The 18,361-nt window shown below is 39.1% G+C and carries 14 protein-coding genes; 8 read left to right on the top strand and 6 right to left on the bottom strand.

The features are described 5' to 3' along the window. Nucleotides 1-124: 124 nt before the first annotated feature. The 5 genes from FW757_RS13770 to FW757_RS13750 are packed head-to-tail and all read right to left on the bottom strand — an operon-like array spanning nucleotide 125 to nucleotide 3,669. The gene (locus tag FW757_RS13770) at nucleotides 125-589 is read right to left on the bottom strand and encodes a DUF2069 domain-containing protein (protein WP_145241003.1); all 465 of its coding nucleotides are present in this window, start codon (nucleotides 587-589) and stop codon (nucleotides 125-127) included. Further along, nucleotides 586-1,140 carry an NAD(P)H:quinone oxidoreductase gene (gene wrbA, locus FW757_RS13765; protein ID WP_145241001.1) on the bottom strand — a complete coding sequence of 185 codons (555 nt, stop codon included), beginning with the start codon at nucleotides 1,138-1,140 and terminating at the stop codon, nucleotides 586-588. The genes FW757_RS13770 and wrbA overlap by 4 nt, the downstream gene beginning before the upstream one ends. Further along, on the bottom strand, nucleotides 1,140-1,487 hold the full coding sequence (arsC, locus tag FW757_RS13760) for an arsenate reductase (glutaredoxin) (protein ID WP_182739949.1): 348 nt from the start codon (nucleotides 1,485-1,487) through the stop codon (nucleotides 1,140-1,142). The genes wrbA and arsC overlap by 1 nt, the downstream gene beginning before the upstream one ends. A 54-nt stretch (nucleotides 1,488-1,541) precedes the next feature. Next, complete coding sequence (gene bepA / locus FW757_RS13755; protein WP_182718419.1) at nucleotides 1,542-3,002, bottom strand: beta-barrel assembly-enhancing protease; 1,461 nt, start codon at nucleotides 3,000-3,002, stop codon at nucleotides 1,542-1,544. Between the two features lies 1 nt (nucleotide 3,003). Beyond that, entirely contained in the window at nucleotides 3,004-3,669 is a 666-nt protein-coding gene (locus FW757_RS13750) for a hypothetical protein (RefSeq protein WP_149982822.1), read from the bottom strand. Between the two features lie 133 nt (nucleotides 3,670-3,802). Between FW757_RS13750 and FW757_RS13745 the strand changes: the two genes are divergently transcribed. The 3 genes from FW757_RS13745 to FW757_RS13735 all read left to right on the top strand — a co-directional run bounded on the left by FW757_RS13745 (nucleotide 3,803) and on the right by FW757_RS13735 (nucleotide 7,515). Next, the gene (locus FW757_RS13745; RefSeq protein WP_149982821.1) at nucleotides 3,803-4,021 is read left to right on the top strand and encodes a sulfurtransferase TusA family protein; all 219 of its coding nucleotides are present in this window, start codon (nucleotides 3,803-3,805) and stop codon (nucleotides 4,019-4,021) included. Further along, nucleotides 4,014-5,087, top strand: coding sequence for an AI-2E family transporter (locus FW757_RS13740; RefSeq protein WP_182718418.1), 1,074 nt, complete (start codon nucleotides 4,014-4,016; stop codon nucleotides 5,085-5,087). Before FW757_RS13745 ends, FW757_RS13740 begins: the two co-directional genes overlap by 8 nt. Nucleotides 5,088-5,265: 178 nt before the next feature. After that, nucleotides 5,266-7,515, top strand: a complete 2,250-nt coding sequence (locus FW757_RS13735; protein ID WP_182718417.1) for an aminotransferase class V-fold PLP-dependent enzyme — start codon at nucleotides 5,266-5,268, stop codon at nucleotides 7,513-7,515. An 81-nt stretch (nucleotides 7,516-7,596) separates the two neighbouring features. Here FW757_RS13735 and FW757_RS13730 read toward each other — a convergent pair whose 3' ends face one another. Next, complete coding sequence (locus FW757_RS13730) at nucleotides 7,597-8,625, bottom strand: LacI family DNA-binding transcriptional regulator (protein ID WP_182718416.1); 1,029 nt, start codon at nucleotides 8,623-8,625, stop codon at nucleotides 7,597-7,599. A 349-nt stretch (nucleotides 8,626-8,974) separates the two neighbouring features. Here FW757_RS13730 and pgi point away from each other — a divergent pair, with 349 nt between their 5' ends. From pgi to FW757_RS13705, 5 genes are all read left to right on the top strand, one after another. Then, complete coding sequence (pgi, locus tag FW757_RS13725; protein ID WP_182718415.1) at nucleotides 8,975-10,621, top strand: glucose-6-phosphate isomerase; 1,647 nt, start codon at nucleotides 8,975-8,977, stop codon at nucleotides 10,619-10,621. Nucleotides 10,622-10,923: 302 nt separating this feature from the next. Continuing rightward, nucleotides 10,924-12,396 (top strand): glucose-6-phosphate dehydrogenase, encoded by a 1,473-nt coding sequence (zwf, locus tag FW757_RS13720; protein WP_145240983.1) that lies wholly within the window; start codon nucleotides 10,924-10,926, stop codon nucleotides 12,394-12,396. 2 nt (nucleotides 12,397-12,398) lie between these two features. Further along, on the top strand, nucleotides 12,399-13,109 hold the full coding sequence (pgl, locus tag FW757_RS13715) for a 6-phosphogluconolactonase (protein WP_149982816.1): 711 nt from the start codon (nucleotides 12,399-12,401) through the stop codon (nucleotides 13,107-13,109). A 1,014-nt stretch (nucleotides 13,110-14,123) separates the two neighbouring features. Further along, complete coding sequence (locus FW757_RS13710) at nucleotides 14,124-16,745, top strand: TonB-dependent receptor (RefSeq protein ID WP_182761277.1); 2,622 nt, start codon at nucleotides 14,124-14,126, stop codon at nucleotides 16,743-16,745. A 57-nt stretch (nucleotides 16,746-16,802) separates the two neighbouring features. Further along, nucleotides 16,803-18,359 (top strand): tryptophan halogenase family protein, encoded by a 1,557-nt coding sequence (locus FW757_RS13705; RefSeq protein ID WP_182718413.1) that lies wholly within the window; start codon nucleotides 16,803-16,805, stop codon nucleotides 18,357-18,359. The last annotated feature ends 2 nt before the right edge of the window (nucleotides 18,360-18,361 follow it).

The raw sequence follows: 18,361 nt of genomic DNA, 5'->3' as shown, positions 1-18,361 counted from the left end.
GCATGTACCGTAGACAAAAACGCGCTAATTAAGCGCGTTTTTTAGTTGTTATACCAATCGTGTTAAGTTACTGACCATTTAGCTCGCTAGAATGGTTAAATATTTAAGTCGTTTGGTATTAACTTTAGTCTTTTTTATTAAATTCATGAGCCGCTTTTTCTGTTGCTAACTCATCTTTTAGTTTTTGAATTTTTAGCCCCAGCTCTTGACCTCGGTGACGTGCATAATAAGTACAGCCAATAAACATCATACTGGCGAACAGCAGCTCTAAAACGACCCATATTAGTTGTTCTTGTGCGACCCACAGTAGGGTAAAACCGTGAATAAAATAGAACATAACAATAAAGTTTGCCCATGCATACGTATAAGGTTTATCTTGAATGATGCCTTTTAGCGGCAGTAAAAGCGGTAAAATATACACAACAAAAATAAATCCATTGCTATGACCTTCTCTAGGCTCTAATAAAAACAACCAAAGTGGCATCAGCAGTAACAAGCCAATATAGCCAATTATTGCAATACGTTGAAAACGGATAGTAATAGCCTTTTTCGGTGTGAGTTGTGGGTTTAAATCGCTGTGCGATGTCATTGTAATTTTCTCGTGATTTTAACTAAGCGTTGGCCAACGCTTTGGCAAATTTTAATTTCGTCTTTACTTAATTGCGCGCTATTTTGTGCACCAGCAACATGGCTTGCACCATAGGGAGTGCCACCGGTTTGTGTGGCAAGTAACTCAGGTACTTCATACGGCACACCCATTAACAGCATACCGTGGTGTAATAACGGCAGTGACAAATTAAGCAACGTTGCTTCATTGCCACCATGCATGCTACTTGATGATGAGAATACACAGGCTGGTTTATCTATTAATTGCCCTTTTAACCATAAGTCGCTGGTGGTTTCCCAAAAAGCTTTGGCTTGTGAGGCCATCATACCAAAGCGAGTAGGGGTGCCAAATGCTAACCCATCACACTGGATTAAGTCATCTTTGCTGATCACAATATCGTGAGGTTCTCTAGCTACAAAGGTTCTTAGCAGTGCAGTACCGCCTTGGCATTCAATCGACTCTGCAATTTCATGTGCCATGGCTGCAACAGAGCCGTGACTTGAATGATACAACACAACAATAGTGACGCTCATTAAAGTACGCTTAGTACGTTTTCTGGTGGGCGACCCAGTGCGGCTTTATTGTTATTTACAACAATAGGGCGCTCAATTAATTTTGGATTGCTAACCATGGCTGTAATGAGTGCGTTTTCATCATGCTCATTTTTAAGGTCTAACTCTTTGTAAATATCTTCTTTAGTACGCATTAGTTCACGTACTGAAGAAAACCCTAGCTGTTTAACTAAGATGCTGATTTGCGCATGATTCAGTGGGGTTTTTAAGTATTCGATTATCTCTGGCTGAATCGATTTTTGCTCAAGTAGAGCTAATGTTTCACGCGATTTTGAACAACGTGGATTATGAAAAATAGTAACAGACATAGTAACAATCCAATTAGATAAAGTAAGGCTATTTTAGGCCAAGCAGCACCAGACTTAAAGCCTTGCGAGCTCTTTTTGCATTTGGCGGTATTGCGTTAACAATGCTTTGAGACGTTGTTGTTTAATTAGCTCTTGTGGTTCTACAAAGTTGAGTGCTTTTTGTACTTCGTCAGCGGCTTTTAAGTAGGCGCCGTATTGTGCAAGAACGTCGGCATTTGCTTCATGATAAGCGGCTAAGTTATCTTGCTTTTTATAGGCATCTGCAAGAAGTTGCATGCCTAAATTATGTTCAGGCTTTTCGAGTAAAAATGATTTTAATATTTGCACTGCAACATCGTATTGCTCAGCTTCAAGTGCAGCATTGGCATAGTTTAAGGTAATAACTTGATTGTTAGGACGGTTTTCATGCAACGCGGCTAAAAACTTTACTGCTTCGGCGGCTTTATTCTGAGCTATCAATAGATCAGTATGCGTATCAATATAGAATAAATTTTTAGGATCAGACTTTAAAAGTTCGTCTAAAATAGGCGCCGCTTCATCGAGCTTTTTTTGATCCAATAAACTAATACCCAAGCCATAATTAAGCGCTGTTTTATTATAAAAACTGTTTTCACGTATGAGCTTTCTAAAGAAATTTTCAGCCGCTTCTGGTGTTTGGTGGTAGCGAGCAATCACGCGGCTTTTGGCAAGGTTAAATTCTAAGCTATCCGGAAGTTGACGTTTTTCAAATTGCTGTGCACGTAAGCGCACATCAGACACGCGGCTCTCAGGTAATGGGTGAGTCAGCAAAAAGGCTGGTGGTTTGTATTTATAACGAATTTGCGCAGCAAGTTTAGTTAAGAATTCACTGGATGCGTAAGGATCAAATCCTGCATTATTGAGTGTTTGCATACCAATGCGGTCGGCTTCTTGCTCAGCTGAGCGGCTATGAGTGAGTTGACTAAATGCGCTTTGTGTTTGACTGGCTGAGATAATCGCGATACCGGCATCAGGAGACACAACGGTTGCTAAAATACCGGCAATCATACCGGCGATAGTGAGTGCGCTGTTATCTTGTTGTTGTTGCATGCGACGTGCAAGGTGGCGCTGGGTAACGTGGGCAATTTCGTGACCAAGTACTGAGGCAAACTGACTTTCGTTATCGGATTGCGCAATTAAACCGGTGTGCACCCCAACATGGCCACCATAAAAAGCAAATGCGTTGATTTCCGGATTGTTGATCCAAAAAAATGAAAACGGAAAGCGTACATCATTGGCATTGGCAACTAGCTTGCGGCCAATTGTCGTTAAATATTCATCAAGCACAGGATCATTAACAACCGGTGATGAGCCACGAATTTGCATCATCATCACCTTTCCGATAGCTTGTTCTTTTTCAAGCGGCAAAGCTTGTAATGCTGAAGTACCAAGATCTGGCAATGTAAAATTGGTTTGTGCCTTTAATGGCTCACTTACCAGCACACTAAATGTTAAAAGTGTACTGAATAATGTAATAAAGGCTGATTTAAGCTGCATTTTATTCCTTGTTATGGTTTTCACCTAGCATGAGTTTAGCAATGTCGATTTCGTCACTGCATGCTCTGCTATCTCGTTCGCACAATTGATACAATTCTTTGATTGTGACCCCATCTAGCTTTACAACGTTCAATTCTCGCTGTAAAAAACTAATGATTTTATGTACTACCTTGTGTGCATGGAGAATAAGCGCCTTATCTGCTTTGTCACCACGTTCAAAGTAAAAACCAATAAACTTATGTAATTGGTTAATCCGGATCAAACTTTTCATTGACACTGGATCCCACTCGTTAAACTCCATAAAGCGGTTATCTTTAACGTATTTATCTATTGTAACGTCTTTTGCGTAGGGTTGTGCCCATAATTCAAAGCCTCGGTCGGTGAACACTTGATGCAACGCAATTCTTGGCTTATTTTCACAGTGGATCTCCCCAAGAGTGTCTTCATGACCTCCTAGTAAATCGAGATTCCAATTGCGCCTATCAATTATTTTTTTCACGGCATTATCAAAACCGTGTTCTAATATCCCCTCCGACTCGCTCACTGAAGAGGCGACAAGGTGATAGAAGGGTGGGAGTTCACCCCAATTTATTTGTTTTTTATACCAGTTAATTTCTTTAAGAGTTGGATTACTGGGTAGTTGCGCTTTATTATGCGTGCCAGACATTAACTTATCCTTACTACAAACTATGCTACAAGGATAAACTATTGCGATGCGTGTTTTAAGAAAAAGTTACATTTGTTATTAATAGTACTGATAAAGACCGTATTATTCATTTTTATAGGGTAGATAATTGGTTATGCTAGAGCAAGACTTGCGCGGATTTAAATGCCCGCAGCAATTTATCCAGTTTAAGTTGGCTTTGCGCCAAGCTTTAGCTGCGGCGCAATCGATAAGATTTACACTTTTGGCAGACCAATCTACCAAAGATATGGAGCGCTTTTTGCAAAAAAATCATTATCAGTACAAATTAGAGCAACAACGTGGATTGTTAATCGTGGAGCTAAATCGTGTTTGAATATGTAAAAATGTGGTACGAAAGGAAGTTTTCAGATCCGCATTCAGTGACCTTATTGTTTTTATTACTCGCTTTAATGGCGATGTTTTATTTCTTTGGTGCACTTATTGTACCTGTGCTGATTGCTTTAGTGATTGCTTATCTGCTTGATTGGCCGGTTGCGCATTTAGAGGGTTTTGGCTTACATCGCTTTACTGCCACTATTATAGTGATGTTGATTTTTTCAGGGTTGATGCTGACCTTAGTGATCGGCATGGGCCCAATACTGTGGCAGCAAGCTAGTAATTTAGTGCAAGAAAGCCCGCACATGATAGAGCAGGGAAAATCTTTTTTACTGCACTTGCCTGAGCAATACCCCAGTTTAATTAATGCAGAGCAAGTACAATCAGTGGTCAGCAGTGTTGAAGCCAAAGCAATTGAGTTTGGCCAAGTATTATTATCGGTCTCGTTGACATCATTAAAAGATGTAGTGGCGTGGTTGATCTATCTTATTTTAGTACCATTACTGGTATTCTTTATGCTCAAAGATAAGCTGGAGTTGATCAGAAGTGCAGAAAAACTCGTTCCAAAACAAAGACGCTTAATCTTGCAGGTATGGCACGAAATGAACCAACAGATCATGAATTATATTCGTGGTAAGGTGTTTGAAATTTTGATTGTAGGCTCAGTATCGTTTATCGCGTTCACTATTTTTGATTTACGTTATGCAGCGCTATTGGGCGTATTAGTGGGTTTATCAGTATTGATCCCTTTTGTGGGTGCGGCACTTGTTACCATACCGGTTGCGGCCGTGGCATTATTTCAATTTGGTTTAGAAACCCAGTTTTGGACCATACTGATCATCTACGGCATTATTCAAGCATTAGATGGTAATGTGCTGGTGCCGTTACTATTTTCTGAAGCGGTTGATCTGAACCCGGTATTTATTATTGTTGCGGTACTGTTTTTTGGTGGCTTATGGGGTTTTTGGGGCGTGTTTTTTGCAATTCCACTAGCGTCATTGGTAAAAGCCTTACTCAATGCTTGGTCAACGAAACAAGAAGAACAACTGATTGAGCATAGCTAACACGAACTTTGTTTAATTAGCTTTATACCTAAATCACCTGAAGATTTAGGTATTTTGGGTATAGTATCAAATGGTATAGAAAACGCACTTGAGAGACTAATTGATTCTTACGCGACCCATTAATTTTATGTAGAATGGGTTATAAGATATATCTTTTAGTAATATGGTGCGTTTTTTAATGTCTGATTTAATATTACCTACTGACTCATCGTCACAAATTTACCTTGATGCAAACGCAACAACACCGGTGCTACCTTGTATTGCAGAGGTTGTTTCGCATACTATGCAAATCTGCTTTGGTAACCCTTCTTCTTCACACATTACCGGTATTCAAGCTAAACACTTATTAGAGCAAACACGTCAAAAAGCCCGTGATGTGATAGGTGCACAACAGGGGGATATTTTATTCACTTCTGGGGCTACCGAAGGAATTCAAACAGCTGTCGTGTCTACGCTCATAGCAGCTAAAGAGCATGCTAAACCAAACCCAGTATTACTGTATGGCGCGACTGAACATAAAGCAGTACCTAATACATTAATACATTGGAATGCCGTATTGGGTATAAACGCAACCGTGCTTGCGATCCCGGTATCGAGTGATGGCCTTTTAGATTTAGATTTTATTGCTCAACACGCTGGTGATGCACTGATGATTTGTACCATGGCAGTTAACAATGAAACCGGTGTTTATCAAGATTTAAAAGCGATTGAAAAGGTAATACGAGCACATAACACGGAAGTTGCGTGGATGGTGGATTGCGTACAAGCGCTAGGGAAAACCGCATTAGCCCTTAGTGATACAACGATTGACTACGCGCCATTTTCAGGCCATAAACTTTACGCACCGAAAGGTATAGGCGTGTTGTATATTCGTCAAGGCAGTGCCTATACGCCATTTATTGCCGGTGGTGGTCAAGAAAGTGGCATGCGCTCCGGTACTGAAAACCTGCCAGGCATCGCAGGTCTTAACAAACTGTTTTGTTTATTGCTGGATAAAACAAACGATACGTTTAAATCAATCGATGTGTTAAACGGCTATCGTGAACAATTACATCAGGCTTTAGTGGATACCTTTGGTAATATAACCTTTAATCATACTTTTGCATTGTCAGTACCAACAACGTTAAATTTTGCTGTTGATGAACTCAGTAGTAAAGAAGTGATGGATTTGTTCGATGCGGCAGGTATTCGTATCAGTGGTGGCTCAGCCTGTAGCTCTGGCGCAAATCGTAGTTTTGTGTTAGATGCCATGGGCGTGAGTGATTGGCGTAGTGAAAATGCAATACGTTTATCATTTGGACCGGCGACAACACAGGCTGAAATAACCACTGCCTGTGCGCGTATTCGTTCACTTAAACCAATATTACAAGCTAATTGTTTGGTGGTTTCAGATTCGTCATCACCACAGCAAGAAGCGTGTGCATTAGGGTTAACACAATTTAGACATCAAGGTGCGTGTTGTTGGTTGTATGTCAGTCAAGATAAACAAGCAGTGATCATTGACCCAATTATTGAGCTTATCCCGCGGCTTGAAAAAATAGTACACACACAAAATTTAGCGGTAGCAGCCATTTTAGACACACATGCCCATCAAGAGCGATGCTGTGCGACTACATTGTTGGCTCAGGCCTTAAAATTCAGTTTGCATGACGAGCATGAATTAGGGTGGCCAGTGCAGCAAACGAGTATTGCATTACCTGAATGCACCATTGAGCGTTTAGCAACACCCGGGCACAGCCAAGATAGTGTTAGTTATTTATTGCGGTGTAACAACTCTCAACAAGTGCTATTTTGCTTTTGCGGTGATTTGCTGCTGCCTGCTGGGCTTGGTAATACTGCAATTGACGGTGGGGATGCGTTAGCTATGGCACACTCATTACGTCAACTATCAACATGCTTAGCAGAGTCGACAGTTATTTGTTCTGGTCATGACTACCAGCAATGTTTTGCTATTAATTGGCAAGTTCAACAGCAGCAAACGCCGTTATTGCATGCATTATTGAACAATGAACTAAGTGATACTGAATTTGCTAACAACAAGCAGCGCAGCGATGAAGACAATTTATGTAAATTTGCAACTTTGTGTGGTTATGCTGACAGTTTAAAATACAGTAGAGCTTACGAACTGAACGCCGTGCAAGCAAAAGATATGTTAACTGCAAGCGATGTCTATTTAATTGATACCCGTGAACCATATGAACATGGGGCAAACAATATTCCTCAGTTATTTGCAGTTAGCCCTGCGCGAGTGATGAATATTCCGCTAAGTAGAATGGCAAATGCATTAGTGGACAGGCAATTGAACCCACAGGGTAAATATATTTTACTTTGTCGCAGTGGTAATCGTTCAAAACAAGCGGCAACTAACTTATCTCAGCTTGGCTTTACTGACGTGTATAATCTCAGCGGTGGAATGGCACTGTTATAATAACAGGGCAGAAGACTGGCAATTGACTGATAATAAATAAGGCGCTTTTAGCGCCTTATTTATTATCAGTCAAGGCTGTAGCTACTGTTTAGGCCCTGAACTTTCACGGATCACAATTGATGGTGTAAATGATGTGATGATGTCTTTATCTTGGTTACGAGCACCGCGAGTTTTGGTAAATAATAACCGTGCTGCATGTTGAGAGATAACATCGTTTGCTTGATGAGCGGTAGTTAACTTTGGCCATGTCTGACGAGAGAAAGGAGAATCCTCAAAGCCAGTAATAGATAACTGTTCAGGAATAGCAATACCCATTAAGCGTGATGCAAATAGGGCGCCAGCGGCCATTTCATCGTTGCCACCTAATATAGCGGTTATAGCCAAGGTGTTATTCTCGGCTAACAAGTGCTTTGCACCTTCAACACCCGACTCAAACGAATATTTACCATCGTAAATAAAGCGTTTATCAAATTCTTTATGATTATCTGCCAGCGCTGCTTTATAACCTTCAAGGCGTTCAGACGTCGATTTATGTTCTTTATCGCCACAGATAAAGCCAATATTTTCATGTCCATGAGTTAAAAGGTGAGTGGTGATCTCATACGCGGCTTTATAATCGTTAACATAAATACAGGTGTCTTGATCATCATCTGATGGTCGCCCAGATAACACCCTAACGTAATGAATATTTAACTCATCGAGTAAATTGGTGATGCTACTTTGCTCTGATAATGGCGGTGTAAGCACAAGCCCAGCTAAGCGAGAGCGCTTTATCATGGTGATAAATTCATCTTTCATGTTTGCATCTGTATAAGTGCATGGATGGATCACCAATTCATAGCCTTCGTCTTTACAGCGAGAAAGCACACCATTTTGCATATCAATCACATAATACGCATTAGGATTGTCATAAACTAAGCCTACCGTAAATGATGACGTGCCAGCTAGGTTTCGTGCTGCAAGATTTGGCTGATAGTTCAGCTCTTTTACAGCATCCATGACTGTATCGTAAGTTTTTTTACGAACAGATGGTTCTTTATTTATTACCCGTGAAACCGTTTTCATCGAAACCCCGGCGAGCCTCGCTACATCATTTATAGTTACTTTCATAGAGTTACTTTTAGGTTATTGTTTTAGTGTTGATATGTTCCTGATAAGAATACACCTAAGTAGACTTAACAAACGTGTTATTCATTATTTCTTCATCAAGACCAGTTAGTGTATCTAATGTTCAGTAAAATTAGCAGTAAAATAATTGAGATAATTTTTATGATACCGGTGTCAAATGAGTAAAAGTACGTTATTATCTCGATTGTAAAATATAAAATTAGCTTGTTGATAGCGTTGTCATTCTAACTTATCGTTAAATTTATTTGTAAGTTAATACGCTATTAGTACACTTTTTTAATCTAAAGATAGTTATAAATCAGTTTGTTGCGAGTTTAAGGGGATGTTAAAAATGAGTTGTCGTTCACAGTTAGCTAGTTGGCAAGCATTACAAGTAAGTGCAAATAAGATGAAGGAAGTTCATCTTAAAGATTTATTTGCCAATAACAGCACGCGATTCGAGCAATTTTCGACTCAGATCCCAGGTGTTTTATTTGATTATTCAAAACAATTGATTGATAACAGTGTGATGACACAGTTACTGTCTTTAGCACAAGAGTGCGATATCGCTAACTGGCGAGATAAAATGTTCAGCGGTGAAAAAATTAATATCACCGAAGATAGAGCCGTGCTTCATACTGCACTTCGTAACCGTAGTGCATCATCATTAGTTGTAGATGGCGAGAATGTAAGTTCGGTGGTTAACGCTGAGTTACAAAAAATTAAGTTGTTCGTTGAAAAAGTACGTAGCGGGCAATGGTTAGGTTATACCGGTAAAGCCGTGAAAGATGTTGTGAGCATTGGTGTTGGTGGTTCAAACTTAGGCCCACAAATGGCCACGGAAGCACTGAAAAGCTATGCAGATGACTCATTAAAAGTACATTACGTTTCAAATGTTGATGGCGTACAAATTGCGTCAGTATTGAAAGACATCGATCCTGAAACAACTTTGTTTGTGATTTCGTCAAAAACCTTTACTACATCTGAAACCATGACCAATGCAAAAACCGCCGTTGCATGGTTTTTAGAGTCAGCCGATGACAAGCAAGCCATTGCTAAGCACTTTGTAGCAGTGAGCACTAATTTAGAAAAAACGGCAGCGTTTGGTATTGCTGATGAAAACGTATTCACAATGTGGGATTGGGTAGGTGGTCGCTTTTCATTATGGAGTGCGATAGGCTTACCAATTGCATTGTATTTAGGTTTTGATGCATTTGAAGCGATTCTTGAAGGCGCTTTTGAAGTTGATGAACACTTTAAAACGGCCGAATTTGCAGAAAATGTACCATTGTTAATGGCTTTGTTGAGCTTATGGAATACCAGCTTTTTAGGTTTCGACTCACAGGTTATTTTACCTTACGATCAAGCATTACACATGTTGCCAGCTTATTTGCAGCAAGGTGAAATGGAAAGTAATGGTAAGCACGTTAATTTTGCGGGTAATACCGTACCGTATACTACAGTGCCAATTATTTGGGGTATGACCGGCATTAATGGTCAACATGCTTTTTATCAGTGTTTGCACCAAGGCAATGTGATTGTACCGGCTGATTTTATTGCCTCTATTAAACCTCAGGTTAATATTGGTCAGCATCACGACATTTTATTATCGAACTTTTTTGCACAAACAGAAGCGATGATGATGGGGGTTGATGCCGAGCAAGTTCGCGCTGATTTAACCGCAAAAGGCAAATCAGAGGCTGAAATAGCCGCGCTAATTGATCATAAAATCCACCGTGGTAACCGTCCTACAACATCAATGCTGTTAGATACGGTTGATGCAAAAACGGTGGGGCGATTAATTGCCTTATATGAGCATAAAATTTTCTGCCAAGGCATCATTTTAGAGATCTGTTCTTTCGATCAATGGGGTGTTGAACTTGGTAAAGGCTTAGCCTCAAAAATTGAAGCTGAGTTACTGGATGATAATATAAACCATCCACATGATAGTTCGACAAATGGCTTAATGAGCTATTATAAACAACGTCGAGCGCAGTAAAAAATTCGCACAGCACAATCAATTGTACTGTGTAACCAAATACCTTTGAACGGGTAGCGCTGGAGTTCTTAGGGCCTGTATATTTGTGAGAGGATATACAGAGCCCCTAAGACTCATTTAATTACCAGTTTGAAATGAATACAGCTGAATCAATATTCAGCGATAAAAACAAGCGAATTCAACAGGCTTTTTCTCGAGTACGATGCCAAAAAGCTGACATCAACTAAACAACAAGAATGTATGCCCGCACTATCAATAGTGGATAGTTGACAACTGGGCATAGCAAACGTAGAGAGTAAATTATGTTAAATCCTTTTGATATTGTAATTTTTGGGGGCGGTGGTGATCTTGCATTACGCAAATTATTACCTGCAATGTATCGCGCATATCAAGAAGGCAACCTTCCACAAGGTTCGCGTATTTTACCGACGGTTCGTGAAGAAAGTAAACGTGCGGAATACATAGAAACAGCTCATCAAGCGCTAAAAGAATTTTTAGGTAAAGGTGAGTTTAATGCCAAAGATTGGAAAGCTTTTTCAGCGTGTTTGGTGCCAGTAGTCACGAATGTAACCGAAGCAGACGATGATTGGGATAAACTAAAAACAATACTAGATGAGCACGATGCAGACAAATCTCGGGTGTTCTATTTATCACTTCCACCTGCGGTATATGGTAGCTGCTGTGAAATACTGTCTAGCAAAGGTCTGATCACTGCTACATCACGTGTCGTTGTTGAAAAACCAATTGGTTATTGCGGTAATTCAGCAGAAGAGATCAATGCAAAAATTGCTGAATACTTTAGCGAAGAGCAAATCTTCCGTATTGATCATTACTTAGGTAAAGAAACGGTACAAAACTTAATGGCACTGCGTTTTTCAAATTCATTATTTGAAAATATGTGGGATGCTAAATCAATCGATAATATTCAAATCAGCTTATCTGAAACTGTTGGCCTTGAAAGCCGTGCTGGTTTTTATGATAAAGCCGGTGCTTTACGTGACATGGTGCAAAACCATTTATTACAATTGTTATGTTTAGTCGCGATGGAATCACCAAATAAACTTAATGCAAACAGCATCCGCACCGAAAAGCTGAAAGTATTAGAATCATTGCGCCCACTTGTTGCAACGGATGTAGATGACAACATCATTCGTGGTCAATATGTACCCGGTGATTTGGATGGCAAAATTGTCCCTGGTTACTTAGAAGAGTTAAATGAAGGTTCAAGTAAAACAGAAACATTTGTTGCTATTCGTGCTCATATTGATAACTGGCGTTGGGCGGGCGTGCCATTTTACCTTCGTACAGGTAAACGTATGGCAAAACGTTGTGCCGAAATTGTCGTTGAATACAAAAAAGTATCACACAATGTTTACGGTGATAATGTTGGCAATATTGAACCAAACCGTTTGGTTATACGCCTTCAGCCTGAAGAGACAATTCAATTAACCTTGATGTCAAAGCGTCTTGATAATTTAGAGATGCAATTAGAGCCGGTAACCATGAACATTGAGCTATCGCAAGCTTATAGCAATGGTTTCCATTCAGATGCGTACAAGCGCTTGATGTTAGATGCAGCTGCAAATAATCCATCCCTGTTTATTCATCGTGATGAAGTACGTCAAGCTTGGAAATGGATTGACCCAATTATCGAGCGCTGGCAAGAAAAAGGTAAGCCTGCTTTATACCGTGCTGGTAGCTGGGGGCCTGATGATGCTGATGAACTATTAGCTGAAAATAACCATGTTTGGTTTAACACTGGCGATAAGGCATAACAATGGCAACCATCGTAGAGAAATTTTTTGATTCAAAAGATGCATTAACCGCTGAGTTATCTACAACACTTGAACAAAGTTTAGTCAACGGTATTGAAGCTGATGGCCGTGCCGTACTGATGGTATCAGGTGGTTCATCACCTGCACCCGCTTATAAGCACTTATCTAATCTAGCATTAGATTGGGCAAAGATAGATGTTGCTATGGTTGATGAACGTTGGGTTGATGCAGCACATGAAAAAAGTAATGAAGCGTTTATTAAGAGCACGTTATTACAAAATCATGGGGCGGCAGCTAACTTCATTACTATGAAAAACAATGCCGAGACTGCCCAACAGGGTAGTGCAGAATGTGAAGCTGCGTACCAACAACTGAAACGTCCATTTGATGTAACTATATTAGGCATGGGACCGGATGGTCATACCGCTTCATTATTTCCACATGCGGGCGGTTTACAGCAAGGGCTTGAAACATCACAATTGGTATGTGCAATTAATGCTATAGAAAGTGAAGTAACAGGGAATATTACCGAACGTATGACGTTAACTTTAGCAGCGATTGCGCAGTCTAAAGTGGTTAAGTTACTGATCAGTGGAGAAGAAAAGCTTGCTGTATATAAAGCAGCAAAAGCCGGTGGAGATGAAAACGACATGCCACTACGTGCAGTTTTAAATCACCCAACAATAAATATTGAAGTTTATTGGGCTCCGTAACGACCCCAATCGACCCAAACTTTAAAATGCAGGCTATAAAGCCTGCATTTTTGTTTCTCTTCTAAATTTATCTGTATCGCACTTGCAAGATCTTTATTATTTTCGCTTATTTATTTTTATCGAAAACAACAGTTATACAATCGTGTTAAGTTACTGACCATTTATAGCTTCGCTAGAATAGTTAAATATTTAAGTCGATTGGTATTATATAACGCCCGGCAATTATTAAGTTTGGAGCGTAATGTGATCTATCTGCCAGTGACTTATCTTCACTAAATAACAAGCCTCACAAATAGTGTGAGTTAACTAGTTGTTTGTTGAAATGTGGCTACTTATGCCTACTTTATTAAAAACATGAGTATCTTAGTGGTTTAAAAAACTTCACTAACTACATTAAAAATTATCCATATAGAACAATTATATGAGTAATTTTCACGGTTCCTATAGCTCTCTAAAATTTTCAATGAAAAGGGTAGGCTATGGGGGGAAATAAAGGTAGACATTAATAGCGTAACTCTTTAGAATACAAAATGACAACGCTGTCATTGATGTTGATAACTATTAATGAATTCCCCTTGATAAATTATTTGCCCTAATTTATCTGCAATATTAATGTGAAAAGATGTGTTTTTGTTCATCCAGCTAAAGTTATATCCTTATCAGCAAAAAAGCGAAATGTAATTTCTGTATAGTTAAAGTGGAACGTTTTTTTTACACTAAGACTTATCTAAAATCATAAAATTACCTAAAACAGTCCATTTGGTTTTCTCTTTTTGAACTTAACCATGCTATATTCCCGCCGTAAAACTGTAACAATTTATAAACTCTATTTTTTTAATGTATTAATATTCAATTGGTTATTATTTTTATAGCTATTTTTTTGCACAAAACGGCTAAAAAGATGTAGCACAAATGTAATTTAGAGTGTATGGTTTGTTACTAGATGACAACGCTGTCATCATCACTGGGCAGAAGTGATAAATAAAACCAACAAAATGATTCAAGGGGAATCCTGTGTTAGCTAAAAATTTTAAAAAAAGCTTATTAGCAGTAAATATCGGTCTTGTAATGAGTGCCGGATTCACTGGTGCTGTTTATGCAGCTGACGAAGTAAAAGTTCAAGAAGACGTAGAAGTCATTGAAGTACGTGGTATTCGTCGCTCTTTAGAGGCATCAATCAATACTAAACGGTTTGCTGATGGCGTTGTAGATGCTGTATCAGCAGAGGATATTGGCAAGTTTCCAGATAGTGATGTAGGTGAAGCTTTAGGTCGTATTCCTGGTGTTGCAGTTAATCGCCAGTTTGGTCAAGGGCAGCAAGTTTCTATCCGTGGCGCATCTAATCAACTAACGTTGACTACATTAAATGGTCAAAATGTTGCTTCTACAGGTTGGTATGACCAACAAGCAATTGACCGTAGCTTTAATTACACACTTTTACCACCACAGATGATTTCTGAAATTAAAGTATATAAATCTTCTCAAGCAGATTTACTTGAAGGTGGTGTTGGTGGTTCGGTTGATGTTATTACTCGTAAACCACTGGATCTAGATTCTGGCACTGCATTTATTTCAGCTGAGGGCACATATTCAACGGCTTCTAGCGAAACAGATCCTGCAATTTCAGGCCTCTACAGCTGGAAAAATGATGAAGAAACATTTGGTGTTCTTGCCGCTGTTGCATGGGAAGATACAACATATGTGCGCCGTGGTAATGAAGCATCTTACGCATGGGCAGGTGCAGAGTCTGCTAACTATTTTGAGCAAAATCGTGAGCGTACTGCAGTAGATTTTACAGCTCAATATTCACCTACAGATAATATGAGCTTCGCTCTACATTATATGAATTTAGACTTAAGTGCAGATAATAATAACAACAGTCTTTTTGTCTTCTCTAATACTGATAGTTGCTCACAATTTAACGATGCCGGTGCATGTTTAGTCCGTGAAACAAATGCAGCTAATCCAGCTGGACAAACGTTCTTGCAAACATTCGCTCGTTTTGCATCAATGAATTCAGAAACAATCGATTTATCGTTTGATTACGTTAGCGATAATTTTAAACTTGAAACACAAATAGGCACAACTAAAGCTGAAGGTGGTACTGATTTAACTCTTAATCATGCTGCTTTTATCGGCTCTCCAGAAGATGTTTACGGTACAATTGATGCAACTGGTGAATATACAGATATTGATATTGCTGTGAATGGTTGGAATGAAAATGACATTGATACAGTATGGGCGGATAGAGGTCTTCAAGAGTGGGCAACACAAATTGCGCCAAATGAGGATAAAGAGACATACTTTCAAACTGATTTAACTTTGATGCTGGATAGTGATTTCATTACCAGCGTTAAAACAGGTGTTCGTTGGTCTAACCATGAAGTAACAAGAGAATCTTTGCGAGCAGCACAAGGTGCACACGTTAGCGTTGATCCTTTGCAATACTGGAGTGGTACAGATACTGCTGGTATGCAAGATTTAACAATTCCACTACCAAATATTAACGCGATGAAAGCGAATGGCTTAGCGGCTGTTCAAAACTGGTATGAAGACCGTTCTGGCTTTGGTACTGTTGAAGAGGAAAACCTTTCAGTATATGTAATGGCAAATTTTTCCGGTGAAGCCTATCGCGGTAACTTTGGTGTGCGCTATGTATCAACATATGCGGAGTCAGATTTTTATGCACCAGATCCAACTTTTGTTGACCCAAATGGGATTGCGCAAAATAACGGCCTAAGCTCAACAATCGACACAGACCAAGGTCATTATAGTGAACTTTTACCAAGTTTTAACTTAGCATATGATATAAATCAAGATACTATTTTACGTTTCTCTATTGCGCAAGTTATCTCTCGTCCAAACTATTCAGATATGTTTGCATCGCAATCGTTAGCAGGTTATGGCGATACACAGTTAGGTAATCAGTCGGTTACAAAAGGAAGCCCTTCACTTAGCCCGTTTAAGGCAACTCAGGCTGATATTGGTTTTGAATATTACTATGGTGACTCTAACTTAGTTGCAGTTACTGCTTTTTATAAAGATGTTAGTAACTTCACTACGTCTGAGACATTACGTAACCAAAAAATTGGCATTACAGACCCCGTTTGTAAATGTGATGATTGGACCGTGAACACACAAGTAGACGGTGATGGTGGCGAAATTGCAGGGGTTGAGTTCCAAATTCAACATGCGTTAGCAGGTGGCTTCGGAACCATGTTTAACTATACCTTCGCTGACAGTTCTGCCGATCCGGATAATTTCTCTGATGGCATAGATGTTTTCACTGATAGTTCAGAGCATACAGTTAACGCAGTCGGCTATTATGAGAATGATGACGTTTCTGTACGTCTAGCTTACAATTGGCGTTCAGAGTATATGATCCGTGAAACAGGCTTTTATGGAAACCGCTGGCACGATGATTTTGGTACACTTGATTTAACAGCAAGTTATAATTTAACTGAAAACTTCACATTGCGTTTTGCTGCTACAAACTTACTTGAAGAAGATAGCATTCAATACGCTGCAGCAGATGCAGATAACGAAGCAACTAAAATTTCACTTAAAGATGGCTATCCAGCTTGGTCTTACCAAGGTGAAGCTACTTATGCAATTGGTGTAGATTTCCGCTTCTAAATTAAGATTAAGATATATAATTAAGCCCCGTTTTCGGGGCTTTTTTGTGAGAATACTATGAATAAAAAAAACATAAGGGATATCGTCATTTTAGGTGGGGGGACAGCAGGTTGGCTTACTGCAAACCATATTGCATCTCACTATAAAGAAAGCATAGCAGCAGGTAACCTTTCAGTAAAATTAATTGACTCACCGGATGTAGCGACAATTGGTGTGGGTGAAGGTACAGTGCCAGTAATAAGAGAAACACTCAAAAGTTTTGGGATTTCAGAAACTCAACTATTAGTGCAATGCGATGCAACATTTAAACAAAGTATCAAGTTTGTCGATTGGACTTATAATCCCTCAGAAAAACCCAATAATTTCTACCATCATCTATTTGAATACCCACATTTAGGGAATGATTCAATAAATGCATTTTGGCTGCAGAATAAAGATATATGTCCTGATCATTATGCTTCCTGCGTATCAATACAGCATGACATATGTGAAGCAAATTTAGCCCCTAAAAATATTCAAATTCCAGAATATGGTGGTATTGTTAATTATGCATATCACTTAGATGCAAGTAAATTTACAGAGCTACTAAAAGAAAATGCGATTAATAATTTAGCTGTTAAACATACTCATGCCCATGTGTCTAACGTAAAGCTCTCATCTGATGGTTATATTTGTGAGTTAGAGCTGTTAAATGAGGGCGTGGTTAGTGGTGACTTATTTGTTGATTGTAGTGGCTTTGAAGGAAAGTTAATAAAGAAAACACTTAATGGCTCATTTGTAGATAAATCAGATGTTTTATTATGCGATACCGCACTTGCAATACAAGTTCCTTATGGAGAACACGAAAAAATTATTAAACCTTATACTGTCGCACATGCGAAAAAGGCTGGGTGGATTTGGGATATAGGTTTAACTACAAGAAGAGGGGTTGGTTTAGTTTATTCTAGTAATCATATAAATGAAGAAAGCGCTTATAAAGAACTAGCAAAGTACCTAGGTAAAGAGCCTGTTAATGCGCGCAAAATACCTATGCAAACTGGGTATCAAAAAGAGCCGTGGTTGAAGAATTGTGTTTCAATTGGCTTATCTCAAGGGTTTGTTGAACCGCTTGAGGCAACCGGGCTACTTGTTTTTGATATGACAGCAAAAATATTAGCAACGAAGCTACCAATTAATTTTAATGAGATGCAAAATATTGCCAAAGATTATAACCAGCAAGTAGGTGCAATTTGGGAAAATATTATTGATTTTATAAAACTACATTATTGCATTTCAAAACGTGATGATACGCAATTTTGGCTTGATAATCGTGATGAAGCAAATATTCCTGATGGCCTTTTACAAAAACTAAAGTATTGGCATACCCATATTCCTAGTCAGTTTGATTTTGAACGTACGACAGACCTTTTTAAGCTCGAGAATTACTTATACGTAATGTATGGTATGGATTTTGAGATTGATAGAAATGCAATCTCGCAGAGGTATCCAAGTTTAAGCTCAGCGACAGCTCATATCAGTAAAATACAACAGGCAAGTATATTAGCAATGAAGAGCTTACAGGGGCAAAGAGATTTACTCATTAAGATTAAACTGCATGGTTTAGGGAAAATATAAAT

The organism is Pseudoalteromonas sp. 1181_04, from assembly GCF_052850545.1.
The sequence above is the reverse complement of the archived record's forward strand: the minus strand, read 5'-3'. Positions and strand labels throughout refer to the sequence as shown.

Coding starts and splice junctions, on each gene's coding strand:
- FW757_RS13735 (WP_182718417.1), top strand. CDS start 5,266: ATGTCTGATTTAATATTACCTACTGACTCATCGTCACAAATTTACCTT.
- FW757_RS13730 (WP_182718416.1), bottom strand. CDS start 8,625: ATGAAAGTAACTATAAATGATGTAGCGAGGCTCGCCGGGGTTTCGATG.
- arsC (WP_182739949.1), bottom strand. CDS start 1,487: ATGTCTGTTACTATTTTTCATAATCCACGTTGTTCAAAATCGCGTGAA.
- FW757_RS13745 (WP_149982821.1), top strand. CDS start 3,803: ATGCTAGAGCAAGACTTGCGCGGATTTAAATGCCCGCAGCAATTTATC.
- zwf (WP_145240983.1), top strand. CDS start 10,924: ATGTTAAATCCTTTTGATATTGTAATTTTTGGGGGCGGTGGTGATCTT.
- wrbA (WP_145241001.1), bottom strand. CDS start 1,140: ATGAGCGTCACTATTGTTGTGTTGTATCATTCAAGTCACGGCTCTGTT.
- bepA (WP_182718419.1), bottom strand. CDS start 3,002: ATGCAGCTTAAATCAGCCTTTATTACATTATTCAGTACACTTTTAACA.
- FW757_RS13705 (WP_182718413.1), top strand. CDS start 16,803: ATGAATAAAAAAAACATAAGGGATATCGTCATTTTAGGTGGGGGGACA.
- pgi (WP_182718415.1), top strand. CDS start 8,975: ATGAGTTGTCGTTCACAGTTAGCTAGTTGGCAAGCATTACAAGTAAGT.
- FW757_RS13770 (WP_145241003.1), bottom strand. CDS start 589: ATGACATCGCACAGCGATTTAAACCCACAACTCACACCGAAAAAGGCT.
- FW757_RS13750 (WP_149982822.1), bottom strand. CDS start 3,669: ATGTCTGGCACGCATAATAAAGCGCAACTACCCAGTAATCCAACTCTT.
- pgl (WP_149982816.1), top strand. CDS start 12,399: ATGGCAACCATCGTAGAGAAATTTTTTGATTCAAAAGATGCATTAACC.